The sequence below is a fragment of the Sediminispirochaeta smaragdinae DSM 11293 genome, from assembly GCF_000143985.1.
Lineage (GTDB): Bacteria > Spirochaetota > Spirochaetia > DSM-16054 > Sediminispirochaetaceae > Sediminispirochaeta > Sediminispirochaeta smaragdinae.
In genome coordinates, this window is the sequence record NC_014364.1 from 956,282 (window position 1) to 980,920 (window position 24,639).

At 50.6% G+C, this 24,639-nt stretch carries 23 protein-coding genes; 13 read left to right on the forward strand and 10 right to left on the reverse strand.

All coding sequences use genetic code 11. From position 1 onward, the window contains the following. Positions 1-37: 37 nt before the first annotated feature. A complete protein-coding gene (locus tag SPIRS_RS04570) occupies positions 38-940 on the reverse strand; it encodes a phosphatase PAP2 family protein (RefSeq protein ID WP_013253502.1) in 903 nt (300 codons plus the stop codon). Positions 941-1,038: 98 nt separating this feature from the next. Here SPIRS_RS04570 and SPIRS_RS04575 point away from each other — a divergent pair, with 98 nt between their 5' ends. Next, positions 1,039-1,908, forward strand: a complete 870-nt coding sequence (locus SPIRS_RS04575) for a hypothetical protein (RefSeq protein WP_041865983.1) — start codon at positions 1,039-1,041, stop codon at positions 1,906-1,908. 18 nt (positions 1,909-1,926) lie between these two features. Here the strand turns inward: SPIRS_RS04575 and speB are convergent, their stop codons facing one another. The 4 genes from speB to SPIRS_RS04595 form a co-directional block, all read right to left on the reverse strand. Further along, complete coding sequence (gene speB / locus SPIRS_RS04580) at positions 1,927-2,826, reverse strand: agmatinase (protein WP_013253504.1); 900 nt, start codon at positions 2,824-2,826, stop codon at positions 1,927-1,929. After that, positions 2,823-3,986: a carboxynorspermidine decarboxylase gene (nspC, locus tag SPIRS_RS04585; RefSeq protein WP_013253505.1), complete on the reverse strand. Its 1,164-nt coding sequence runs from the start codon at positions 3,984-3,986 to the stop codon at positions 2,823-2,825. Before nspC ends, speB begins: the two co-directional genes overlap by 4 nt. Beyond that, positions 3,962-5,143 carry a saccharopine dehydrogenase family protein gene (locus SPIRS_RS04590; RefSeq protein WP_013253506.1) on the reverse strand — a complete coding sequence of 394 codons (1,182 nt, stop codon included), beginning with the start codon at positions 5,141-5,143 and terminating at the stop codon, positions 3,962-3,964. Before SPIRS_RS04590 ends, nspC begins: the two co-directional genes overlap by 25 nt. A 75-nt stretch (positions 5,144-5,218) precedes the next feature. Then, on the reverse strand, positions 5,219-5,848 hold the full coding sequence (locus SPIRS_RS04595) for an O-methyltransferase (RefSeq protein ID WP_013253507.1): 630 nt from the start codon (positions 5,846-5,848) through the stop codon (positions 5,219-5,221). Positions 5,849-5,974: 126 nt separating this feature from the next. Between SPIRS_RS04595 and SPIRS_RS04600 the strand changes: the two genes are divergently transcribed. Together SPIRS_RS04600 and gtfA are read left to right on the forward strand one after the other, a co-directional pair. Beyond that, the gene (locus SPIRS_RS04600) at positions 5,975-6,976 is read left to right on the forward strand and encodes a LacI family DNA-binding transcriptional regulator (RefSeq protein WP_013253508.1); all 1,002 of its coding nucleotides are present in this window, start codon (positions 5,975-5,977) and stop codon (positions 6,974-6,976) included. A gap of 21 nt (positions 6,977-6,997) precedes the next feature. Then, on the forward strand, positions 6,998-8,440 hold the full coding sequence (gtfA, locus tag SPIRS_RS04605) for a sucrose phosphorylase (RefSeq protein WP_013253509.1): 1,443 nt from the start codon (positions 6,998-7,000) through the stop codon (positions 8,438-8,440). Here the strand turns inward: gtfA and SPIRS_RS04610 are convergent. From SPIRS_RS04610 to SPIRS_RS04625, 4 genes are all read right to left on the reverse strand, one after another. Beyond that, complete coding sequence (locus tag SPIRS_RS04610; protein WP_013253510.1) at positions 8,437-10,503, reverse strand: hypothetical protein; 2,067 nt, start codon at positions 10,501-10,503, stop codon at positions 8,437-8,439. The two genes, gtfA and SPIRS_RS04610, sit on opposite strands and share 4 nt — an antisense overlap. Beyond that, entirely contained in the window at positions 10,500-11,039 is a 540-nt protein-coding gene (locus SPIRS_RS04615; protein WP_013253511.1) for a TIGR03546 family protein, read from the reverse strand. Before SPIRS_RS04615 ends, SPIRS_RS04610 begins: the two co-directional genes overlap by 4 nt. A 102-nt stretch (positions 11,040-11,141) precedes the next feature. Beyond that, complete coding sequence (locus tag SPIRS_RS04620; protein WP_013253512.1) at positions 11,142-12,236, reverse strand: sugar kinase; 1,095 nt, start codon at positions 12,234-12,236, stop codon at positions 11,142-11,144. After that, positions 12,233-12,889: a bifunctional 4-hydroxy-2-oxoglutarate aldolase/2-dehydro-3-deoxy-phosphogluconate aldolase gene (locus SPIRS_RS04625; RefSeq protein WP_013253513.1), complete on the reverse strand. Its 657-nt coding sequence runs from the start codon at positions 12,887-12,889 to the stop codon at positions 12,233-12,235. Before SPIRS_RS04625 ends, SPIRS_RS04620 begins: the two co-directional genes overlap by 4 nt. A gap of 201 nt (positions 12,890-13,090) precedes the next feature. On the opposite strand from SPIRS_RS04625, the gene kdgR reads away from it, so the two are divergent. The 10 genes from kdgR to SPIRS_RS04675 all read left to right on the forward strand — a co-directional run bounded on the left by kdgR (position 13,091) and on the right by SPIRS_RS04675 (position 22,140). After that, positions 13,091-13,870, forward strand: a complete 780-nt coding sequence (gene kdgR / locus SPIRS_RS04630; RefSeq protein WP_013253514.1) for a DNA-binding transcriptional regulator KdgR — start codon at positions 13,091-13,093, stop codon at positions 13,868-13,870. A gap of 154 nt (positions 13,871-14,024) precedes the next feature. Beyond that, complete coding sequence (locus SPIRS_RS04635) at positions 14,025-14,882, forward strand: substrate-binding periplasmic protein (RefSeq protein ID WP_013253515.1); 858 nt, start codon at positions 14,025-14,027, stop codon at positions 14,880-14,882. Positions 14,883-14,992: 110 nt separating this feature from the next. Then, positions 14,993-15,646: an amino acid ABC transporter permease gene (locus SPIRS_RS04640; RefSeq protein WP_013253516.1), complete on the forward strand. Its 654-nt coding sequence runs from the start codon at positions 14,993-14,995 to the stop codon at positions 15,644-15,646. A 4-nt stretch (positions 15,647-15,650) separates the two neighbouring features. Beyond that, positions 15,651-16,289: an amino acid ABC transporter permease gene (locus SPIRS_RS04645; RefSeq protein WP_013253517.1), complete on the forward strand. Its 639-nt coding sequence runs from the start codon at positions 15,651-15,653 to the stop codon at positions 16,287-16,289. Between the two features lie 15 nt (positions 16,290-16,304). Next, positions 16,305-17,045 (forward strand): amino acid ABC transporter ATP-binding protein, encoded by a 741-nt coding sequence (locus SPIRS_RS04650; protein ID WP_013253518.1) that lies wholly within the window; start codon positions 16,305-16,307, stop codon positions 17,043-17,045. 30 nt (positions 17,046-17,075) lie between these two features. Then, positions 17,076-18,176: a pyridoxal-phosphate-dependent aminotransferase family protein gene (locus SPIRS_RS04655; RefSeq protein WP_013253519.1), complete on the forward strand. Its 1,101-nt coding sequence runs from the start codon at positions 17,076-17,078 to the stop codon at positions 18,174-18,176. Then, complete coding sequence (locus tag SPIRS_RS04660; RefSeq protein WP_013253520.1) at positions 18,173-18,940, forward strand: SDR family oxidoreductase; 768 nt, start codon at positions 18,173-18,175, stop codon at positions 18,938-18,940. Before SPIRS_RS04655 ends, SPIRS_RS04660 begins: the two co-directional genes overlap by 4 nt. Positions 18,941-18,972: 32 nt before the next feature. Beyond that, positions 18,973-19,995, forward strand: a complete 1,023-nt coding sequence (locus SPIRS_RS04665) for a zinc-dependent alcohol dehydrogenase (RefSeq protein WP_013253521.1) — start codon at positions 18,973-18,975, stop codon at positions 19,993-19,995. After that, complete coding sequence (locus tag SPIRS_RS04670; protein WP_013253522.1) at positions 19,992-20,945, forward strand: C-terminal binding protein; 954 nt, start codon at positions 19,992-19,994, stop codon at positions 20,943-20,945. Before SPIRS_RS04665 ends, SPIRS_RS04670 begins: the two co-directional genes overlap by 4 nt. Positions 20,946-21,087: 142 nt before the next feature. Further along, positions 21,088-22,140 carry a LacI family DNA-binding transcriptional regulator gene (locus SPIRS_RS04675; protein WP_013253523.1) on the forward strand — a complete coding sequence of 351 codons (1,053 nt, stop codon included), beginning with the start codon at positions 21,088-21,090 and terminating at the stop codon, positions 22,138-22,140. Here SPIRS_RS04675 and SPIRS_RS04680 read toward each other — a convergent pair. Further along, positions 22,132-24,528 carry a glycoside hydrolase family 31 protein gene (locus SPIRS_RS04680; protein ID WP_013253524.1) on the reverse strand — a complete coding sequence of 799 codons (2,397 nt, stop codon included), beginning with the start codon at positions 24,526-24,528 and terminating at the stop codon, positions 22,132-22,134. The genes SPIRS_RS04675 and SPIRS_RS04680 overlap by 9 nt on opposite strands. Between the last annotated feature and the right edge of the window lie 111 nt (positions 24,529-24,639).

A 24,639-nucleotide genomic window follows, 5' to 3' on the forward strand; every position in this document is an offset into this window, starting at 1 on the left:
CGAATCCTGGTGATCGCCGATATCCATACCATCGGTTTCACCTCTCCCTCGGGTGGCGTTGGGTCTTCTCGAAAAGTGATACCTTCATTGCGGTAGCCGGGTACCAGACCGCGATCCACAATCCTATAATGAGGTAGGCCAATCCGTCGCCAATCGGATTTTCAGGAATAAAAAGCTTCAAGAGCAGGCGCAAAAACAGAGTCGTAGTCATCCCTGCGAGAAATCTGATGACCTTTTTGGAAAGTGACGCATGGCACTCGAAGGCAACAAACCGCTGTTCCAATCTTCGAGCCACGGCAAAACCTAAAAGCATTCCTGCCGATTTTGTTACGGCTTCGACTCCCTTAAGGTTCCAGCCCATGGATTTGTCGATAGAAGCTACAACTATCCCTGCGGTAAACAGGACAACGGCAATAATCGGGATTCGAGAAAAGATGGATGGACGGTCGAAAAAGAGTGGTAAGGCGAAAAGAATTCCAAGGATTACGCCGACCGCTACATCGGTCGGCCAGTGTACCCCGAGGTAAAGTCTGCTGAGAGCTACCAGAGCGGTAATGGCCAGAGCGCAGCCTACCGCTTCCTTCCTAAAACGTTCTGGAAGAGAAGCGGCACATGCAAAATAGAAGGTAGCTGCGGCCTGTGAGTGACCACTGGGAAAGCTGTATCCCGCGGCGGTTTCGAGTCGCTTTGCTCTAATGGTTTCGAGGAGTTCATAGGGACGCGGGACGCCGAAAAGCAGCTTGAGAAAGCCGTTTACCGATGCCGATAGGAGCAGCAGGAGAACGATGTTGGAGCCTTTTTCCTTTGAAACGTTCCAGTAGATCCAGCTAAGAACGACGACCATGATAGTTTCTTCACCCAACATGGTGATCAGTTCGACCAAATGATCAAGAAAAGGGGTCGAAAGGTTCTGAAAAGCCATGAGAATTGATTCCTGCATCTTCACATCCTACTCTTCTTGCCAATTTAGCAGTGACGGGTTACAGTGCCCTTATGAACAATAGAGTATATACCGTCGCGGAGTGTGTCTCAATTGTAATGAGGACTCCCAGGCGCTTCGTCTTATTATTTTTCTTTCTTTTTTTTGCAACTTTCTCTGTTGTCGGAAATGAAATTGATCGCTTCTGGATCGTAGAGGAGGACGATAATTCTTCCGGAGATGTCAAGCAGCTCGTGGATCCCTTGTTTCGACCGGGTGAAACCTTCAAGACGCTTATCGTTGTAAACGACTTAAGGATTCGGCAGGGAAAGGGCTCTGTTTCCTGGAATTTTAAGTACTATATAAACGGACATTTAAGTCATATGACCGATACCGAGTCCTACAGCGGATTTCAGGAGGGAATAGACTGGCATTTCCGCCGTGAACGCTTTTTTACCATAGCGCCTTCGGCCCTGCGTGGGAAGCATCGTATTGAAATTTTTCTGAAAGATAACAACAGTGGAAAAATCTATCACGGTGCCGTTCATTTTGAGGTGGGCGGCAAACCTATAACCGAGACAACTCCTCCCATGGCCTCAGGTGGTTCTCGAGAGGCAGTGGAGCCTTCTCGATTTGAGCCGACGATACTGATTGATGATATTTCGATCAGGCTGAGCGCTGTCGATGTTCGGAACGGCCATTTGGTCTGTACCTTTTTGGTTTCGACCGAGCTTGCGGGCCAATGGCTTGGTTTCTCCGATGCTTTGCTCGTGGACAGCGAAGGAGGCAGGCACGAGGCCATCGTCGGCGGCACGATCCGGGGAGATGGCGGAGGAGGCTTGGATCTCGTCCGCGGGATTCCTATAAAGGGTGAAGTTTTTTTTGATTCATGGGCGGCCGGTCTTGGCCATTTTGCATTGCTGGAAGTACATTTCGACGGTGACAGGACCGGCCGCTGGAGAGATATCTCAAATCCCTACGGGACCTAAGCAAAGAGACCTTTATCCCTACTTGTTTTCCGGCCGACAGTTCCGTTCGACCAGGCCCATTACTTCGTAGATGAGTCTGGCTGCTCCGAAGGGGTCGGCGTTGCGATCCCGAACAGGAGCAAGCTCAACAAGATCAAAACCGATTACATTTCGGTTTCTGGTCAGCGAAGTAATCATATCTATGGTCTGATACCATGAAAGGCCGCCTGGTTCCGGGGTTCCTGTAGAGGGGAAGAGGGCGGGATCAAGACCGTCGATGTCGATCGTAAGATAGACATGTTCAGGAAAGGCATCGGGGAGGGGGATGATATCGACCTGTCGCCTAGCCGCTTCCGCTGCGTCCAGCCAGCCGATGGACTCCGGCCTTTTTGCTTTCTGCTCGTTCCGAAATGTAACTTCTTCGGGGGATATGCTGCGGACTCCGACCTGAAATATGGGGAATCCCAGCTCTACGGCTCGGCGCATCACACAGGCATGGCTCATGTGAATACCACGATAATCACTTCGCAGATCCCCGTGGGCATCAATCTGAACAATACCGATTTTGTTGCCTGTTTCCTTGCGCCATTGATCCAAGGCGTGAAAAGCCCCGACGCTGACGGTATGTTCGCCCCCAAGTATGATGGGAATCCTCCCTTTTCCAAGGGCCTCTACCACTTTTGCCGCACAGGCCTCGACCATGGCGTCTGCCTTTTCTGCCTCAACGGCCTCGTCCGTAACAATTCCTCTAAGGGCGGGAATCCCTGTGCCGTCCCATAGTTCGAGCTGTTGTGATGCTTCGAGTATGGCCTGCGGACCTCCGGCGGTACCGTGCCCGTAGGATACACTCGCCTCAAATGGTACCGGAATGATGTGAAAGAGTCCTTCACTTTTCTGCTGCTCGGTTAATTCCTCACCGAGAAACGATCGATAGTTCATGACAAACGCTCCCTGAAGTCTTCAAATCCAAATTGTTTTACCACTTCCAGCGTGCCTGTCGCCGAATCATAGGTGGCGATGGCGGGAAGGGGGACTCCGTTGAAGGTGGTGGTCTTTACCATCGAGTAGTGGGCCATGTCCCCAAAGACCAGGCGACTGCCCGGCTCTAACGGGGTATCAAAGGAGTAGGTGCCAATCACGTCGCCGGCAAGGCAGGAGCTGCCGCCGAGACGGTAGGTGTACCGTTTCTCACCCGGCTTTCCTGCTCCGGCAATCTCAGGCCTATAGGGCATCTCCAGTACGTCGGGCATGTGGGTCGCCGCACTGGTGTCGAGAAGCGCTATCCTGCCGTCGTTTCGTACGATATCGAGAACTGTGGCTACCAGCACGCCGCTGTTAAGGGCTACTGCTTCGCCAGGTTCGAGGTAGACGTCAACGCCGTAGCGATCGGAACACTCCTCAATGAGTCGACAGAGTAGGGCTCTGTCGTAGTCGTTTCTTGTGATATGGTGCCCGCCGCCGAAGTTGATCCACCTCATCCTCCCGGCCCATGTTCCAAAGGAGTGATGAAAGCCCTTAAGGACCCGTTCAAGATCGTCGGCATTCTGTTCGCAGAGCGCATGAAAATGGAGCCCCTCGATTCCGTCGAGGAGTTCCGGCCGAAATTCGGCAGCCGTGACACCAAGCCTGCTTCCCGGCGCCGAGGGATCGTACAGCCGAACAGCGGCAGTAGATACTTCCGGGTTTACCCGTATTCCACATGACACCCTTCCTGCAAAGGGAAGACAACTGCTTCGAAATCGTTTCCACTGTGAGAAAGAGTTGAAAACGACATGATCGGAAAGTTCGAGTATCGTTTCAAACTGCTCCGGAACAAATGCGGGACTGTAGGTGTGTACCTCCTTTCCGAACGCTTCCCTCCCCAGTTTCGCTTCATAAAGCCCCGAGGCACAGACCCCTTTAAGGGTCTGCGAGATCATCGGGTAGAGGCTGAACATGGAAAAGCCCTTTTGGGCAAGAAGTATTCGGGCACCGCTTGTTTTTTGTATCGAGTCAAGTATTGCCAGGTTTCTCCTGATGGCTGCTTTGTCGACGACAAAACAGGGTGAGGGGACCGCTTCCGGCCGAAATCCCTCTAATCCGAAATAGTCAGCTTCCACGGCAGACCGTACCTTGCAAGATCGTCGAGAAAGGGATCCGGGTCGAACTGCTCCATGTTATATACCCCTTTTCCACTCCACTTCCCCTCGATCATCATTTTTGCACCGACCATTGCCGGAACGCCCGTCGTATAGCTGACACCCTGGCTGTTGGTCTCTTCATAGGCCGCTTCATGGCTGCAGATGTTGTAGATATAGGCCTCGCGGCTCTTGCCTTCTTTCCGTCCCCGTCCGATGACACCGATGCAGGTCTCTCCTTTGGTATCGGGACCGAGGCTTGCCGGTTCCGGCAGCACGGCTTTAAGAAACTGGAGGGGGATGATCTTTGTTCCCTTGTAGTCTACCGGCTCGATGCTGGTCATGCCGACATTTTGGAGTACTTCGAGATGTTTTAGGTAGTTTTCGGAAAAGCTCATCCAGAACTGGGCTTTTTTCAGGCTTGGAATGTGCTTTATCAAGGATTCCAGTTCCTCGTGATAGAGACGGTAGATGGTATAGGTTCCCACTCCTTCCGGGCAGGTGAAGGCTTTTGATGCGCTCATGGGCGGGGTTTCAATGAAACGTCCCGATTCCCAGTGACGACAGGAGGCCGTTACCTCCCGAATGTTGATTTCGGGGTTGAAGTTGGTTGCGAAGGGTTTTCCGTGGTCCCCGCCGTTGACATCGACGATTTCAATCTCCTCAAGTTCATCGAACTGGTGGCGGGCTAAATAGGCAGTGAAGACGTTTGTCACGCCGGGATCGAAGCCGCTGCCGAGCAGGGCCATCAATCCTGCCTTTTCAAATTTATCCTGATAGGCCCATTGCCAGGAGTATTCGAATTTAGCCACCTCTTTGGGTTCGTAATTCGCCGTATCGAGGTAGTGTACCCCCACCTCAAGGCAGGCATCCATGATGGTGAGATCCTGATAGGGAAGGGCTACATTGATAACGAGGTCGGGCTTATATGAACGCATCAAGGCTGCCAATTCCGAAACGTTATCGGCATCGACCCGTGCCGTTTCGATCGCTCTCGGCAATTCTTCGGCTATCTGATCGCACTTTGCTTTTGTGCGGCTTGCAAGCATGATGGAATGAAAGGTTTCCGGTAGTTGTGCACACTTGTGAGCGACTACCCGACCGACTCCGCCGGCCCCGATGATAAGAACACGATTCATGGGTCACCTCCTTATGGGGATGGAATGATGGAAGTATGGCGAATCACTCGGCGAATTTCAATCGACCAGGAAAAACTACGGCGCCTTTTTAATGGCAATCGTCAAACCGTCTCCGACCGGCAGGATCGTGCTGACGATCCTCTCGTCTCCGGCGATGAGCTTGTTAAAGCGTTCGATAGGCGGAATAAGGTCGTGCCATTTCGGATCCAAATCGATGACGGGGAAGAGGCTGTCCTCAGCAAGAAAAAGGGCTCCTGGCTTTAATAAGCGCACGCACTCTTCGAAAAGGTCGGGATAGAGGTGTTTATCCGCATCCTGAAAAATGAGATCATACTGCGGTTCCAAACGGGGCAGGGCCTTTCGTGCATCGTCGATGACGAGTTCTATCACATCATCAACCCCCTCTCTTCGAAAGTTTTCTTGGGCCTGAGCCGCAACCCGTTCGTCGTATTCAATACTTGTTATCCTGCCGTCCCATGTTTGTATTGCCTTTGCCATTGAACTTGTCGAATAGCCGATGCTGGTTCCGATTTCGAGAATTCTGGCAGGACGTTTCAGCATAATAAGCAGCTGCAAGATCCTTGCAACATCATCGTCGACAACGGGTATAAAGGCTTTGAGTGCAGTTTGATCTATGTACTCTTTTTTATTAAGCCCCTTTTTCTCTGCATACAATGCTTCGATATAGTGTGCTACACGGTCCATTTTCCATCCTCTTTTTGGCTACGCTATATCATCGTATGGTTTTGAGCAAGCGTTTGAGCCTTGACCCATACTCTTTCGCTCAGTATAGTAACCGATAAATGTAAGAGCTTACATTCGGAGCATGTTGTGAAAAACGATTCAACGATTTATGATGTCGCCCGGGAAGCCGGGGTCAGCATTGCCACCGTTTCCCGGGTCATGAATCACCCCGAACGGGTAGCCCCTGTTACCCGTTCACGCATTCTCTCGGTCATGACAAGGCTCGATTTTTCTCCGAGCTCGGAAGCGGTAGCCAGGGCCCGGATAGGTTTGAAACGGGTAGGTGTGGTAGCGCCCTTTGCCTGGTCCTACTCTTTTGTCCAACGAATTCGGGGGCTCAGCAGCCATTTATCTCCCCGCGAGTATGAGATAACCACCTATTCGGTGGAAAATCGCAGCCAGCTTGATTCTGTTTTTGCAATGCTTTCGGCAGGGGAACGGGTCGACGGCGTTGTTGTTATGGCTCTTCCGGTTGACAAAGAAGCCCTTATGCTTTTTCGCAGACGGGGTATGCCTCTGGTGAGCCTTGAAACGCGTATTAAATATGTCTGCTCAATCCTTTCGGATAACCAGGAGGGAGGAAGGATTGCCGCCGAGTACCTGCTTGGTAAGGGGTTCCGCCATCCTGCTTTCCTTGGTGAAGGGGGGCATCCCGATTATGTAGTCGATTCAGCCCGTAGCCGCTTTCAGGCCTTTTCCGAGAGGCTTGGCGCCGAAGGCATAGAGATACCGGAGGAGCATATGTGCTTTCACTATACCGGGGCCGATTATGCACGTGGGGCGGCCCGTAAGCTTATTTCGGGAAAATTCCTTCCCGATGTGGTTTTTGCCGCCAGTGACTATGAGGCCCTGATCCTTTATCGCATCGCCCGGAACGCGGGACTTCAGGTGCCTGGTAATCTTGCTATCCTCGGGTACGACAACATTGAGGCGGCCGAGTTTATCGGCCTTTCGACGGTCGATCAGCAGCTTGACGAGTCCGGACGACTTGCCGCCGAAATGATCGAGCTGGCCTTCCGAGGCAGTTTCGGACAGATCCCGGAAGTGATACGACTTCCTGTAACCCTTATCGAACGTGATACCGCCTAATATGAGGAGGAACCTTTATACATGAAAAACGGCGTTCAACTTATCACCTATCCCGATAGTCTCGGCATCAATCTCGAGGAACTATCTACTGCCCTGGAACGCTATTTCCCCGATCTTTTTACCGGGATTCATCTCCTTCCCTTTTATCCCTCTTCTGCGGACCGAGGCTTTGCACCCCTTGGGTATGATCGAGTCGATCCGCAGTTCGGTGATTGGAACGCGGTGGAAGGCCTTGCCGGCAGGTATGATATCGTGGTTGATTTTATGGTCAACCACATCTCGCGGCACTCCCCTCAATTCCTTGATTTCCTTAAACGGGGAGAGAAAAGCCTCTGGGCGGACCTTTTTCTCAATGTTCGAAAGTTTCATCCTTCGGGAGAGATCCCTCCCGATGATCTGGCAAAAATCTATACCAGAAAACCTCGGGCACCTCTTACCAAAGTGGTACATCCGGACGGAAGTGAAGATACCCTGTGGTGTACCTTCAGCGAGGAACAGATCGATCTCGATATTGCCTCTCCCGTCGGTACGGCGTTTCTGGAGGATAACCTTCGTTCCCTTTGCGGTCATGGCATATCGATGCTTCGCCTCGACGCCTTCGCCTACGTGACGAAGAGGCTCGGTACCAACTGCTTCTTTGTGGAGCCCGATGTATGGGAGCTCCTGCATCGAATCCAAACGATTGTGGCCGAATATGGTGTGGAGATCTTGCCCGAGATCCATGAGCACTACTCGATTCAGCTGAAGCTTGCGAACAAGGGCTATCGCGTATATGATTTCGCCCTTCCCATGCTGTTGCTTCATACCATCTTCAGCGGCAGCAGCAGAAGGCTCAAGGAGTGGCTAAAGATTTCTCCGCACAACCAAATCACCACCCTGGATACCCACGACGGTATCGGAGTTGTCGATGCGGCCGATCTTCTTTCTTCTGAGGAGATAGAGAAAACCGTTGATGCTCTTTATGAACGGGGTTCCAATGTCAACCGGAGATATTCGTCGGAAGAGTACAACAACCTCGATATCTATCAGATCAACTGTACCTACTATTCCGCTACCGGTGAAGATGATGATGCCTACATCCTTTCAAGGGCCATCCAGTTTTTCGCACCCGGTATTCCCCAGGTCTATTATGTCGGAGCACTTTCGGGACGGAACGATACCGATCTCATTGAGCAAACCAAGCAGGGTCGGGATATCAACCGCCATCCCTACGGCCTCGATGAGATTGCTGTCGAAATAGAGCGGCCGGTGAATAAACGGCTTTTTCGGCTCATGCGCTTTCGCTCACATACCCCGGCCTTTGAGGGCTCCTTTTCCCTTGCCGATAGTGACGACAGCAGGCTCAGCATCGTGTGGACGGGAAACGGTGGGGATCAGGCGATACTTGATGTGGACCTGAATGAACTCCGATGTGAGATTCGATATCGGGATGCTCTCGGCAAAGAGGAGCGGTGGATCTGTTAGAAACCGAATGACCTGCCAAGGGATTCCAGGGCCTTCTTGCCCTCGTCGGCCTTCTGTTCGATAATCCTTTTCGCCCTTTGCTCGGCTTCCGCCTTTTGCCGCTCTATTTCCCGTTCTATCTGATCGGATTCGCTTTTATCTGATGCAATGGCCAGGCTGAGAGCATGCAAGGTCGCTTCTGCTCCCTTTACCTGCGCCAGCTCCTCGGTTATGGAGGCATTGAAGTCGGCAAGTAGCTTTTCACTCTGGGCCATGGCCTCTTGTTTTCCGAATCGCATTAATGCCTTGCCGATCTTATCATCGAGATCGGTCTTTACCTTGAGTGATGAGATGATTCCCCTATCCAGGGAAAAATCGGTTATCAATGTGATGCTAGTATTTTCGGTGAGAACCGCTCTTGCAGCTCTGGAAAGGAGGTCCTGCGAAGGGTTGAAGTCATAATTGATTTCTTCCAGGCGGATATTCCCTTCGCCCGTGCCTGTGAGATGCTGGTCCATCACCGTCTGTAAGGCTATCGCTGCCTGCGCCGAGATTCCCGCAATACCGAGCTCAGACATGGGCCCTGTTTCCACCGGGATTCGCTTCAGATTAAGTTCCGTATCGACCGATGTTCCTTCGTCGGTGACTGAAGCCGCCGTATCCGTTTCAATATCACCGCTATCGGTTACCATTCCCACAGAAAGGGTCATGGGGCGCTTCCATCCCTTAGGATTCGAAGAGATATCCGATAGAGATACTCGTGTGTAACCGGTGTCGCCGCTTTCGCCGAATTCAACAAGCAGGGATTGGAGCAAAAAAGATGGTCGCTGATCGTCGACGAAGTGTATGAGCTCTCCCTGTCGCGAATTCTCCTTCCGATCGGAGCTCTCCTCTTTCGATTTCTTCTCCTCGGAAAGCTTTCCAATATACCCGATAACCTTTTTCGCCGTTGGCACCAGGGAGCCGAAACGCTCGGTTAGCATGCGTTCGGCGTTGGCTCCTACAGCAGAGACGGAGTCGGAACGAAAGGAGTCCGCCATTTCTCTGAGAAAGGCCCTATCCTGTTCCACGGCAGCCTCGATCTCTTTTGTATAGGCCGAGGCCCTGTCACTATCTTCCCTCACCGCTTGGAGTCCCGATTCGAAGTCGTCACCGATCTGCTGAACCGATGTTTTGAGGTCTGAAAGCTCTCTCACATATGATGCAATCGCTTCCGGGCTTTTCAAATCGCCAATATCCCTTTTGAGGAGGGCTTCTGTTCCGTGCCGAAGATCTCGCAGCTGATCATCGTATGATTCGACTCTGGTTTCCCATGATGCGGAAAGTCCCTCCAGTTCTTCCTTTCCCTGCGTAAGCAGTTCCGGACTGGCAAGTGAGGATCGGTAACGATCAAGAAGGCTTTGCGTCGAGCTGGTTATAAGCTCCTGACCCGTTTTTTCTATTTTCCCTAATTGGCTTTCCTCTTCCTTTTTTGCATCATCTTTCTGAGCACCTTTCCCCTCCGTTGCCGCCTCCAGCACTCCTGAAACCTGCCTGTCTGTTCCGAAGAGAATGGATCGGCTTTCAGCCTTTTCAATGATGAACCGACGTTTTAGCAATTGCGCCAGGTCGATGTCCATCACCGTAGGTCCCAGTTCAAAAAGGTTTTTCATCGGCTTTTCTTTGTCGGCGACTGTTAAGGAAGCGAGGGATATACGGCCCGAGAGAAGCGAAAGATCCACCCCCGCTGCATCGACTTTCGCGCCGAATATCCCTTCAAGGGATTGCTCAATGCCTTGTTGGGTAAGCCTATCGGCAAAAAGAAAAGAGAAAACGAGTACGGCCGCTATGGGTATCAGGAGAATACCGAGTTTCCAGGTAGTGACTATCCCCTTGTTTTTGCCTATGGTTTTTGCGAGCTTTTTCAGATGCTTTGCCGTGCCTGGATCTTGGGGTATCTCCATCCTGAATCGACCGTCGTCTCCTTGCTTGTAAAGCGACCGTACAAGCTCTTTCTCCTTCGGAAGATGGATTCTCGACAGGATCTTTTTTTGCAGCTGTTTTTGACTGAGTGCTTTTCGAAACCGTTTCGGGAGTTTTTTCATGATGCAAAATACCCCCACGCTTCGGATGTCTTTTTCATAGCGCTGCCGATTTTCTTTATTAGGGGAATCTTTTGAAAGGCCTTTACCACCTTGCTTTCTGCGATTTTGGGAGCAAGCCGGGAACGGTAGCCTTTGACAAGGAGCCTGCCGAGGAGAAAAAGCGGAAGCCACAGGATGATCGACCATATCAGGGAACCCATGACGACTGTATCATTAAAATGGGTAAAGGGAAGGATCGGGAGCGTCGCGGCCTTCACAAATAATGGTTGTAAAGACAAACGGGAAAGAATGAAAAGTCCTGTTTTGTGGAGGAGCGGATCGGCAAGATGAGCCAGCGGCTTCAATAGTGCAGTGGTAACGAGCATGGTTGCCGCATGAAGCTTTAGCAGAAAGAACAGGATAAACAGCACTACCCAGAGAAGATTTCCCCCCGGTATAAGGGCGAGGACGCATCCGCAGGCAAGGGCCGCGGCAATTTCCCCCGGACGGGAGTTTGCATTCAGTGCGGTAAGGAGCTTGGCGATAAAGGCAATCATGGCGATCCTCCTTATTCTTATCACGTAGTATAGCCTGCGAAGCCCGGACTGCGCAATTGATACGGAGGATCGGCTAACGGCAAATAGATGACGTAGATGCTATTAGCGAATAACTCGCCCCGATCCGTTACCCTGTGCAAGTCTTAAGACTTCTTCCCGTGAAGAGTAATTCATATCCCCATGGATCGAGTGACACAAACAGGATGCTGCGCTTGCATAGGTAATGACCTCCTGCGGATGTGCCGAGAGCACACTGTCGGTAAGGGCATAAATGAGTCCCGCCGAAAAGGCGTCTCCGCCTCCCACTCTATCGATTATCTGGGTAATCCGGTAGGGCGTGTATGTATCGCCGGAACGTGGTGCGGCATACTGTTTTCCCTCCTTTACGTCGTACAGCATGGCCCCCCAGTTGTTGTGTGAAGCCGAAATACTTTCTCGAAGAGTAAAAGCGATATACCGGAGGTTCGGGTATTGTTCTGCTATTGTTTTCGCCACGGAGGTGTATGCAGCCAGATCTATTGTTCCTTTGTTGACATCCACATGCTGGGGATGGATATTGAGCATATCCGAGGCGTCTTCCTCATTGCCGATGACAACATCAATATTGGGCATGATTTCCCGTATGATGTTACGAGCAAGATCTTTCTTTTTATGGGTCTCCCCCCAGTTCCACAGTTTTTTTCGGTAATTGAGATCGAAGGATATCGGAACCTGATGAGCCTTCGCTTTCTCTATGCCCAGGAGTGTGGCTTCTGCCGCGTTACGGGATAGTGCCGGCGTAATTCCACTTACATGAAACCACTGGGCATCTGTAAAAAGTTGATTCCAGTCATAGGCTTCTGGTTTCTGCATACTGATGCTTGTGTCATCTCTATCGTAGATAACGTTGCTGGGGCGTTGGTTTGCGCCGGACTCGAGGAAGTAGAGTCCCAGTCTGCCAAAGTCGCTGCTGAGGATATAATCGATACCGACATCCATGCTTTTGAGAAAGGCGCGACAGGAATCTGCAATCGCGTGTTGAGGCAGAGATGTAACGAATTGTGTTGCTCTTCCCATAAAGGCAAGAGAGGCTGCAACATTTGCCTCTGCGCCTGCAAACGTGAGGCGAACGTCACCGGGAAGCGATTGCCGGAATCGATAGTGATCTTCCATTTCGATTCTGGCCATGATTTCTCCGAAGGTTACTATGTGTTTCATTGCTTCCTCTCTTCCCGGAACCTTTTTACGGCAGAGCATGCGTTTTTTTCTATTGCATCCCAGTCTCCTGCGGCAATGAGGGATGACGAGGCTATCCAGCTGCCTCCGATTCCGGCAATTATCGGTTCTTTTGCATACGATGTGAGGTTTGCCGTATTGATACCTCCCAGTGGAAGAAACGAGAGCCCCAAGTGCTGATAGGGGGCGTTCAGGCTTTTGAGATAGGCTATACCTCCTATCTTTTCGGCAGGGAAAAATTTCAGCAGTGTGCAATCATACTCCAAAGCGGATTCGATATCTGAAGCAGTTGTGATACCCGGGGCAAATGGCAGGCCCATCCGTTTCGCTTCATCCATTACCTTTCGATTTAGCCCCGGAGCCACGGCAAAATCGGCTCCCGCCTTCTGCGCATCGGATATCTGTCGTGGGCTGAGCACCGTTCCTGCACCACAAAGTATATGAGGGTAATGAGTATGAACGATGGTAATCGCTTCGAGAGCTATCGGTGTCCGTAATGTCAGTTCTATAGCCGATACTCCTCCGGATGATAGTGCCTCAATAGTGGGGCGGATCTCCTTCTTTTCATGGAAAATCAGCACCGCCACAATCCCAGCATCTTTGATGCGGTTTTGGATCTCGATATTCATGAGCATGCCGATCGAAGCCTCCTTGTAAAAAGTACGTATATCCGCAGTATCCCGGAAAAGTATGCTTCTGTCAATAAAAATGAAATACTGTTTTGTATTTAATAAAATAACATTTCAAGTTTGTCGAAACTTTGTACGTTATATTTGACACACTGAAGCTTATTAGGTATATATGTAGAGTGTTTTCTAGCGAAAAAAGGAAATGTTATGGCGAAACAAGAAAATTCGACTTCAGTTACCTCGGTTATTCGGGTCTTTGGTATTCTGGAAGAACTGGCAAAAGAACGGGAGCTTGGACTTAGTGACCTGGCAAAGCGCATGTACATGTCCAAAAGTACCATCTTCCGTTTTCTTCAGACGATGAAAGAATTGGATTACGTTTCTCAGGATCCCGTAACAGAGCGTTATTCCCTCACGGTAAAGCTGTTTCAAATTGGATTGATGACATTGGATTTGCATGACCTCAACAAGATCGCAAATAAGCACATGATAAAGCTTGCTCACCGAACATGCGAAACCGTCCATTTGGCAATTTTGGACGCAGAATCAAGGTCCATCATCTATGTGCATAAGGTTGATGCGGAATACTCATTGTCTTTGCTGTCCCGGATAGGAAAGAAAGCCCCCCTTCATTGCACTGCGCTTGGAAAGGTTCTTATGGCATATAGCGATGAAGATACCCTTCGTGAGGTCTTACGCGGTCTTAGCTATCGGGAATACACTCCGAAGACAATCAATAATGAAGCTGATTACCTTAAAGAACTCGAGAAAGTCCGTAATCAGGGCTATGGAGAGGATCTTTGCGAACACGAAGAGAATATCTGCTGTCTGGCGGCTCCCATTCGGGATCGGTTCGGAAATGTGGTCGCAGGTATGAGCATTACCTGGCCGGAGTTTCGATTCTCGGAAGATGAAAAGGATACCTATCTTGAGTGGATAATGGAAACCGCCAATGCCATATCAAAAGATCTTGGGTATATAGCGTAGCGTCCTTTCCCGGCAGTTTAGAGCTTCCTTTGGTTTGTAAGACCTGTCATCCCTTTGATGTTCAGGTCTTTTTTTATGGGCGTTTTTTATTGACATATCAGGAACGACGGTTTATAAATAATAAAACAACGTTTCAAAACTATAAGGAGGTCTTATGAAAAAGAAAAACGCAATCATTTTTTGCCTTTTTGCGCTGGCTTTGGGATTCTTTTTAACGGGATGTTCTCAGAGCGCCTCAAAGACGGCAGCTACAGGTAGTTCCGCAATGGCTGCAGGCGGGACTCAAGATGCAATGGATCAGATTTTTGCGGACGGTAAGCTCGTTGTTGCAACGGAGCTTGGAACACCCCCCTTTGCGTACAAGGATCCGAAGACAGGTGAAATCGATGGTTTGGCCATTGAACTTGCCAGGATGTTTGCCGACGAATTGGGAGTGGAGCTTGAGATTCGAACCTTTGAATGGGCTGGCATCATACCGTCACTTCTTACCGGTCAGGTCGATATGCTTACAACCTGTCTTACGCGAACGACCGCCCGTGCCGGAAAGATGATATTTATCGAACCTTTCGTTGCGGTTCCCGCACATGCTCTGGTGCGCAAGGGCACATTCCATTCCCTATCAGAATTGAATAATCCGGATGTTGTTCTCACCACTACTACCGGCGGTATTTATGAAGAACTTGCAGAGAAGCTTTTCCCCAATGCCCAGATAAAGACAAATGGAACAAATGCGGACAATGCTGTTGCTTTGCAGACAATGCGTGCCGATGCGTATTTGAACGATAAACTTCAGCTCGTTGCATCTATGGAAATGTATAAAGATCAATTCGAATTAATTCCTGAACCAATAGCCTGGGACTCTCTCGCTTTCGCAACCCGTTTTGATTCGCCGAAGCTTGCAAATTCGGCCAACATGTTTATGCGCTTGATCAAAATGGACGGAAAATATGCGGAGATTTTCAAAAAATGGATGGGCTACGACTACGTACCAACCTTCGAGGTTGGAAGTTGATGTAATAGGAATAGCAATCCGCCATTAAGCAGCCTTTTGCCGCTTTCTGAGGGCAGGAGGCTGTACCATTTTCTGCGTCATTGTATAAGCCTACGAAAACAGGAACGGTTATGAATTTTAATTTGTATGTTTTGATAGAATGGTGGCCTAAGATCCTGTCTGCCTTCGGCACAACCCTGTTTTACTTTGTTGTGTGCTCATGCGTGGCTGTGCTCTTTGCGATTCTCATATCGATGCTGCTTGCTTTACGGCTGAAGGGATTAACATGCTTTTTGCGGGCCTATATTGCGGTTTTTAGAAATACTCCGCTTCTTGTACAGTTATTTCTCTTGTTTTATGGGCTGCCGTTTATCGGCATTCGAATGCCGGCATTTTTTTGCGGTCTTATTGGTGTGGCTCTCAACGAGGGGGCTTTCATCAGTGAAATTATTCGGGGCTATATCGAGGCCTTGCCCAGGGGGGACTGGGAAGCAGGCGAAAGCCTTGGCCTGTCCCGCTTCTCTGTTATTCGCTACGCTATTCTTCCCCAAGCTCTACGAGACTCCGTCCCCGCAGTTACCGGACAGATTTCCATTATTATAAAAGACACTTCTCTTTTTTCCATGATCATGATCAGTGAACTTACACGTACTGCAAACAGTATCTACACACGAACATTTGACACCTCCGGATTTATTATTTCGGCAGTACTGTATCTTTTCATATTTTTCCTTTTGACCCTTCTCTCAAAACAGATAGAGCGACGATATAAGGTGAAGAGGTAGGCCTATGGCAGATATAATAACAATAGTAAAATTTCTCAGCACCGGCGTCATAGCGCTTATAGAAGTCATTCCTGCAAGCGTCGCTATTTCCTTAGTGCTTGGTATTATCATCGGTATTCTTGGCTATTTGCAGATACCAATCATACGCTACATCGTCTCTGCATATATCATAGCAATGAGAGGCCTTCCCCCACTGACATTACTGCTGCTCGTCTTCTTTTCCGGAAGTTTTGTCAGCCCAATTGTTACGGCCATTGTGGTGCTTTCTGTCTATCATGGAGCATATATTGCGGAGATTGTCCGTGCCGGTATTTCCGCAATTCCAAAAGGACAACACGAGGGTGCCGATTCTATCGGTTTGTCCGTTATTGCGAAAATGGTGCATGTGATCATGCCGCAAGTTTGGCTTTCAATTATTCCTTCACTTGTTGGGCAATACATTATTCTGATAAAGGATACAACGCTTATCTCGGCCATCGGGGTTATGGAGTTGTTAAACAATGCGCGACAGATCATGCAGGTTGTGTATCGGCCTATCACTGTCTACGTTATTGTTGCCGTCTTTTTCTTTGTAATCTGCTTTTTTCTTGAAAACCTTTCAAAACATTTAGAGCGAAGAATAAAAGCAAAAACGATTCTCTAGGGAGCATTATCACATATGGAACAGGAAAAACGAGTAGTGGTCGAATTCAAGGATGTCGTTAAGCAGTTTGAGGATGATCTTGTTGTGTTAGATCATCTGAATATGAAATTCTACGATGGAGAGACTCATGTTCTGTGCGGCAGGAGCGGAGCCGGCAAAAGTACGCTCATACGATGTATTAATTATCTTGAAAGCATTAATGCGGGAGAGATCCTGGTCGAAGGAGAAGCGGTAACAAAAAAGCGTGCAAGGGCTATTCGGAAAAAATGTGGAATGGTTTTTCAGTCCTTTAATCTTTTTCCGCATATGACGATCCTTGAAAATGCCTTGTTGGGCCCTATGAAGTCTTTGAACAAGCAAAAGGCCGAGATTATTGAAAAGGTTGAATCGTATTTCCATAAGGTCGGTCTTGCCGAAAAGATGAGAGCCTTGCCCGGAGAACTTTCCGGGGGACAAAAACAGCGTGCCGCAATTGTGCGGGCTCTTGCAATGGAACCGGATCTCATTTTGTTTGATGAACCAACCTCCGCTCTTGATCCCGAGATGATCGGTGAGGTGTTGAATGTCATGAAGCAGCTATCGGACGAGGGTAGAACAATGCTTGTTGTTACTCATGAAATGGGATTCGCCAGAGAAGCTGCCGACAAAATATCATTTATGGATGCCGGTAAGATTGTTGCAACAAAAACCCCGGTCGATTTTTTTCATGATCCTGGACATGAAAGTGTTGAGCGCTTTCTTAAGCAAATTCTTTAATACACACAAAAGGAGAGGAGGGTTGACCGTATGATCAAAGGAGAATACCAGCTCTTTATTCCCGGACCTATCGAACTGTCCGGGGAGGTTCTCGAGGAGTTAGCGGCTCCCATGATGCCTCACTTCGGGACGGAATGGGCAGAGCTTTATAAAGAGACTACCGCACTGGCAAAACAGATGTTTCAAACAGAGGGTGAGCTCTATATTGTTCCGGGCTCGGGCAGTGCGGCGCTTGATATGGGAATAGGCAACCTTGTTTATGGAAATAAGTCGGTGCTGGTCGTTAGTAATGGTTTTTTTGGGAATCGACTGTTCGAGATGGCGCAAGGCTTCTCACCGAATGTCGAACTTCTGGATTTTGGCTTTGCACAAGCGGTGGATTGCCAGCGTGTCAAGGCGGCTCTTGCAAAAAAGCACTACGATGTTTTGATGGCCGTACAGGTCGAGACCTCTATCGGTATTCTCAATCCGATAGAGACATTGGCATCACTCACAAGGGACTCCGGCACGGTCTTTTTTGTCGACGGAGTATCATCGATAGGGGTGGAGCGGATGCTGATGGACCGGTGGGGTGTTGATGTTTGCGCCTCCGCTTCTCAGAAGGGACTTGAATCACCTCCGGGCCTGGGCTTATTGGCCTTTAATGCAAAAGCATGGTCTCTTATGGAAACGACTTCCCGTCCCGATTGGTATCTCAATCTCAAGGTGTGGAAACGCTACGAACCCTACTGGGGGCCGACGCATCCGCAGCTTGTGACCCATGCCGTGCCGATTGTGAGGGCGATGACGGTTGCATTGAAGCAGATGCTTAAAGACGGCTATGAGCGGCATATCGATTCATATGCCACTATTACCAAGTATTTCCGAACGGAGTTGGAAAGACAGGGCTTTCAGCTGTATATAAAGGATGGTTATGCTCACGGGCTTACGGCCGTCACCATCCCCGGTGGCAAGGCCGGCGAGCTTGTTGAGTATTTTAAGCAGCAGCACCGCATCCTTATAGGTGGCGGCTTGGGCCCGTCCAAGGGGCTTGTTGTGCGTATCGGCCATATGGGTTCTGTCGCCGATCGGAAGCATCTGGACAAAATTCTCTCGATTTTTGCGGAAGCCAAAAGTAGTGTGCCATTATGAAACGTGCGGGGAAATCGTTTTTAGGAAAAACTATTTTTATCACCGGATCTAGCAGAGGCCTGGGAAATACCTTTGCCAGGGTGTTTGCGGCCGAAGGCGCCACCGTTATTCTGCATGGAAGAGATAAGGATCGTCTGGAGCAGGCCCGATTGTCAATGGACCGGCAAGGGTATGATGTGCATGCTGTTTCCTTCGACGTTACCGACCAAGAGGCCGTACGGCAGGGAATCGATCATATCGAGGAGAATATCGCACCAATCGATGTTCTTATGAACAATGCGGGAATCAATATACGCGATCACTTTCTCACCATGAGCAGAGAACACTGGGAGGCCGTACTGAAAACGAATCTCGATAGTGTCTTTTACGTCGGGCAAGCCGTTGCAGCATATATGGCAAGACGAAAGAGTGGAAAGATTATCAATACCTGTTCTTTGCTGAGTGAACTTGCACGTCCGGGGATCCCTGCCTATACCGTTTCAAAGGGCGGTGTAAAGATGCTGACAAAAGCCATGGCCATTGACTTGGCTGCTTTCAACATCCAAGTGAACGGTATCGGCCCCGGATATTTTGCAACTGAGATGAATCAACCCCTGAAGGCGAATGAAGAGTTTGATACGTGGCTTAAGCAAAGGACTCCTATGCAGCGGTGGGGTGATGAAGTAGAACTCTGTTCGGCCGTTCTTTTTCTTGCCGGCGAGGGATCAAATTTCATGACAGGACAAATCGTCTATATCGACGGTGGAATCCTCGCATCTTTGTAATTTTTGAATGGTAAGAGAGGTACAACAAGATTATGCGAACACTTGAATATCGTGGCAACGCAACGATCGGGCTCGGAGAAAAACCGATTCCGGAGCCCAATAAAGACCAGGTACGCATACGAATAGCCTACGCAGGTATCTGCGGCACCGATATGCATATCTCTGACGGACAGCATCCGAGGGCCAAAGCAGGGTTAACAATGGGACACGAATTTTCCGGAGTCATAGATAAGGCTGGCAGCGATACCACCTTTACTGCCGGGGAGCATGTGATCGTAGAGCCTCTTATCAGCTGCGGGACCTGCTACAGTTGCCGTGCCGGTTTTCCGCACGTTTGTGCGAACCTTGGTTTGTACGGCATCGATCAGGACGGAGGCTTTGCCGATTACTGTGTCGTTCCTGCTCAAAGTGTCTACCATCTTTCCGATTCCGTCCCGTTGGTGCATGGGGCGCTTGTCGAGCCCTTGGCGGTTGGAGTTCATGCCGTACGTTTGTCTCGAACAAAGGTCATGGATACCGTCTTGGTCATCGGAGGCGGCCCCATCGGTTTTTTTGTCGCCACTGCGGCACGTCAAGCCGGAGCGGAGGTGCACATCGCAGAGATTAATCCCTTTCGACGGAGGATTATCGAAGAGATGGGCTTTTCTCTCTTCGACCTTCCTGCCGATGGCGACATGACCATGAGGGATGAAGTAACGGACGGAAAAGGCTTCGATGTGGTGTTTGACGCAGCGGGAGGAGCTTCGACGCTCCGCTCCGCCGTCGATCTTGCAAGGGTACGTGGTGAGGTGGTCATCGTTGCAGTACCTCCTCAGGAGCGGGTGATCTCATATACGCCCATCGCCTTTAAGGAGATCTCATTTGTAGGAGTCAGGGTATATGAATACTATGACTTTAAACGCGCAATACAGCTACTTGAAGGGCTTACCATAGAGCTCTCAAAGCTCTATCGCGTCTTTCCTCTTGCGCAATATCAGGAGGCCTTCGAGGCTGCAAAACAGGGGAATGGGGTGATGAGGGTACTTTTTTTCCTGGGAGAAGGTGCGACCCTATGAGTTTTCTTGTTGCGCAAGTTGATTATGATTACCCCGATACCAGGATCGAACGGGAAATCATTGAAGCAGCCGGGGGAGAGCTAAAATCGGCTCATCTCCGAGATGAGCAAGAGCTTATCGACTTTGCTGCCGATGCCGATGCCGTTATCGTCCAATATGCCCCAATCACCCGTAATGTGCTTGAACACCTTCCCTCTTGCAAGATTGTCAGCCGATATGGCATTGGTATCGACAATGTCGATACCATCGCTGCTCAGGAGCTGGGGATCTATGTCGCCCATAATCCCGAATATTGTATCGACGAAGTTTCCGACCATGCATTGGCCATGATCATGACCCTGCAGAGGCAAATAGCCTCCGGTACCGATCTTGTTAAACAGGGAATTTGGGATTTTACGAAACTCACGCCGATAAAGGCTTCCCCGCAAACTACCATTGGCATCATCGGCTTCGGGCATATCGGCCGGAGAATTGCGCAAAAACTGCAGGCCATTGGCTTTTCCTGCATTGCGCATGATCCCTATGTCGCTCAGGAGACATTCGATTCCCATGGTGTGCGGAGGGTCGCCCTTCCGTACCTCATGCAACATGCCGATTGCATCACGGTTCACTGTTCCCTTACCGATGAAACAAAAAACCTTGTAGATGCTGCCATGATAGGGCTCATGAAACCTGAGGCCTATATTGTAAATACTTCCAGGGGACCGGTCATCGACGTAGATGCGCTTTCCCTCGCTCTTCGTCAGGGAAAAGTAAGGGGAGCGGCCCTTGATGTGCTTCCCGAAGAGCCTCCGAAGTCGTTTGAGGAGATCGCCCATTTACCTTCTCTGCTGCTCACTCCCCATATCGCCTTTTATTCGGAGACCGCCATCGTTGAATTACGCTCATCAATTGCCCGGCAGGTTGTGCAGGTAATGCAAAACGAACCTCCTCAGTATAACGCCTACTAAGATCTACCGCCCCCCTTTGCCTCAAGGAAGGGGGGCGTAATCAAAATCCTATGTAGGAATTTCCAATCCCCTTTTTTTTCGAATCTCCGTTACAATTTACTACATGAGCGCTACCGCTTCATTGCGGAGGGGGTACTTGAGAATGAAACGAATCACAATTAAGGATATTGCTGCTGCCTCAGGCTATTCAAAGACCGCTGTTTCCTTTGCTTTCAACCGCCCCGAGCGAATCTCCGAGGAGGCACGACGTGCCATCTTCCAGGCGGCAGAACGGCTCGGCTATATTCCCGACCCTTTTGCGAGGAATCTTTCCCGCTGTAGTTCCGACACCATAGGACTTTTACTCCCTCAACCAGTGGAATACTCCTTTGAAAATCCCTATCTTGTCGATATTGTTCGCGGAGTGGGCCGAGAGTGTCACGTGCGACAAAAAAGCCTTTCCATCATCCCGCCCGTGAAAGGGCGCCTCCCAGAACTCGCTGGCGAGGCCGCTGTCGATGGAATGATCGCAATCGGTCTTGATCCTGATGATGAACTTCTTGAGGCGCTGCGACGTCGGGAACTCCCCTTTGTCACCATCGACGGCGATGCCGTGGCTGGTGTTCCGTCGGTGGGAATTGACGACCGCAAGGCGGCAAAAACCGCTACCGAACATCTTCTCTCCCTGGGCCACCGACATATTTTGGTCCTTGGCTTGTGCGCACCCGATCCACCGGTCAATTACCGCTACAGCTCCCTGCATGCCAGGCGTCTTGCAGGTATCCATGATGCCTTCGACTCCCTCTCGCTTGTCGACAGCCCGGATGATGTACTCATATTCGAATCGTGTGAACTTACGCCCGACGCCGGTGCCGAGGCCGTTCGTCGTATTTTTTCATCGTCGTCTGAGAAGGCCTTTTCACTCCCAACGGCGATCTTTGCCTTCAGCGACATCATAGCGGCTGGGGCGCTTCGTGCCCTGCGGGAACTTGATATTCCCGTTCCCCGTTCCGTTTCGGTCCTGGCCTTCGACGGATCATCTATCTCAAATCTTACCGTGCCCCGCCTTTCTTCCATTGTGCAACCTGGAGAAGAGAAGGGGAGCTGTGCCGCAGCCGCCCTCTTTTCTCTCATCCGCGGGGATAAGGCCGAATCCGCTATACTTCCTTTTTCTCTTCGTTTGGGAGATAGCCTTGCGCCTCCTTTCTCAGAGTGAGAAGTCGATGGGTCCTGCACCGCGCTGAATTTCTATGACTTCCGTGGGGTGATCTTCTCCTCGGTGAATGTAGAATTCGATGTCCGCTTCAGGACCCGCTCCTTCAATCGTCGCAAGGGAGAAATGCAGTGTCGATGACGAACTACGTTTAAGTACTGCACGGCTTGTTCGAAAATCGGTTTTGTCGCCGGAAAGGATACTGGCCCCGTCGTCTTCCCGGATAATGCAGGAGCTTTCGCCGAAAGTTTCCTTCCGTGAAGGGAGAAAGAGATGCAGCTGGAGGGGATTCCACCAGGCATCGGTGGTATGCTGTGCCACCTTGCACATCGGGAGGATTGTTCCCGTTCGAACAAAAAGAGGAATCTGATCCAGGGATGCCGTAACGAGAATATCTTGTCCGCCAAGATAACGCTTCCCCGATTCCACCTCTTCCCATATCCCTTCCGGAAGATAGACCGACCGTGCCCGTGCTCCGGGCGTCAGTATGGGCGCCACTATGAGGGAAGGACCGAAGAGGTATTGATCCGATACGGTACGACATCTCGGATCCTTAGGGAACTCCCAAAAGAGCGGACGCATGATCGGGGCCCCCGTTTCTGCAGCCTCGTGGAAAAGCGAGTAGGTATAGGGAAGGAAGCGGTAGCGCCGTTCGATTGCCAGCTTTGCCGCCCTCTCAACCTCGGACCCAAAGGCCCAGGGCTCATGGGATCTGGTGCCAAGGTTGCTGTGGCCCCTAAAAAACGGGGTGAAAGCGGCGTAGGCAAGCCATCGCGCAAAAAGCTCTCCGCTGGCGTTGCTCTGAAAACCTCCGGCATCCGACCCGACAAAGGGCACTCCGCTGATCCCAAGTCCTGTGAGCATGGGAATCGACATTGCCATATGCTCCCACCAGCTGTTGTTGTCGCCTGTCCAGAGGGCTGCATAACGCTGGATTCCCGCATATCCGGCCCGGGAAAGCACGAAAGGCCTTTCGTTCGGTTTTGCCGATTGTATGCCCGCACGGGTTGCTTTGCACATTCCCTGTCCAAATACATTGTGAAGCTGAACAAAGGGAACCTCGCGGTCGTCTCCGACGCTTCGGACGGAATCGGGGAGGGTGAAGTTGGAGCGGTCATAGGGATCACCGGTAAAATCGGCCGGCTCATTCATGTCGTTCCAGATCCCGGAAACCCCCAATTCCATGTGCTGCTTCACATGGCCGCTCCACCACCTGCGCGGCTCCTCCCTGGTGAAATCGGGGAAGGCTGCCTTCCCTGGCCATACCTTCCCAATATAGGGCTTCCCGTCCTTGTCCTCCAAAAAGTAGCCTTTGTCGATCCCATCCCGAAAAACGGCGTATGCTTCTTCTGACCCGACTCCCGGGTCGATGATGGTGACGACCCGAAATCCCTTCTCCCTCAGTTGCGCCAGTAACTTTCTGGGATTGGGAAAGCTTTTACCGTTCCAGGTAAAAACCTTGTAGCCCTCCATATAATCGATATCAAGATGAATGACGTCGCAAGGGATCGCTTTTTGCCGGAACGTTTCGGCAAGATGGGTCACCTCTTCTTCGGTAAAGTAGCTGTATCGACTCTGGTGATAGCCCAGACTCCAAAGCGGTGGAAGGGGCGGTTTGCCGGTGAGACGGGAGTAGTGGGCAAAGGCATCTGCAATGGTTGCTCCGCTCCACAGATAGAAACGCAGCCGCGAAAGGGGGGCTGCCACTGTGCAGCGATCACTCCGGCTGTCGGCGAGATCGAACCAGCTCTTTCCCGGCTCGTCCAGGAAAAGGGCGCTTACGCTATCGCCTGTATGACGATAAAGCAGGGGAATTGAAACGTACAAAGGATCTCTCTCCGGCGTGTGGCGCGGTTCATCGCTGTTCCACATCTGATAGGTTCTGCCTCGGCGATCGAGATTTCCACTCTTTTCTCCCAGTCCGAAACATTGTTCTTCCTCTTGCGTTAGGAATGTGAGGCCCGAGAGTGTAGGGGAGAGCATAACCGCTCCATCCGCCAGGTCGAAGACGACTCTCCCATCCGCATCACATATCGTCATGGCCCCAGATGCGGATTCTACCTCGACATGTCCTCCCTCCCACCGTGCCGTGACGAGGTTATCCTGTTTTCCTGCGGTAACGGAAAGAGGCGCAGGCTTCTCCTCTACAGCCCAGCTTCGGTCGCTTCGAGCGGGAAACGGCCTCTTTTCCGTCTCGCTGTGACAACTTACCGTCAGTTCGACAAGACCGCCCTCTCTCGGCTGTACCATGAGTTCGGCCTCTTCGAAATCAAAGGTGATGGCATGCCTGTCGGTGGAGAGATCATACGAACGCAGAGCTCCGGCGCTCTTCAGAGACGTTCCGATGTTCGCAGATAGTGCTTCTATTAGATCGCTGGATACGTTGTTCATGCTGATTGCTCCTTGCCCACTGTTGATTTGGCATGTAAACCGGTTTAGTTCCTATCTTAGGGTACAAGGTGATCGATTGTCGGTCAAGCCCTTTTATGTGATACTTCACAT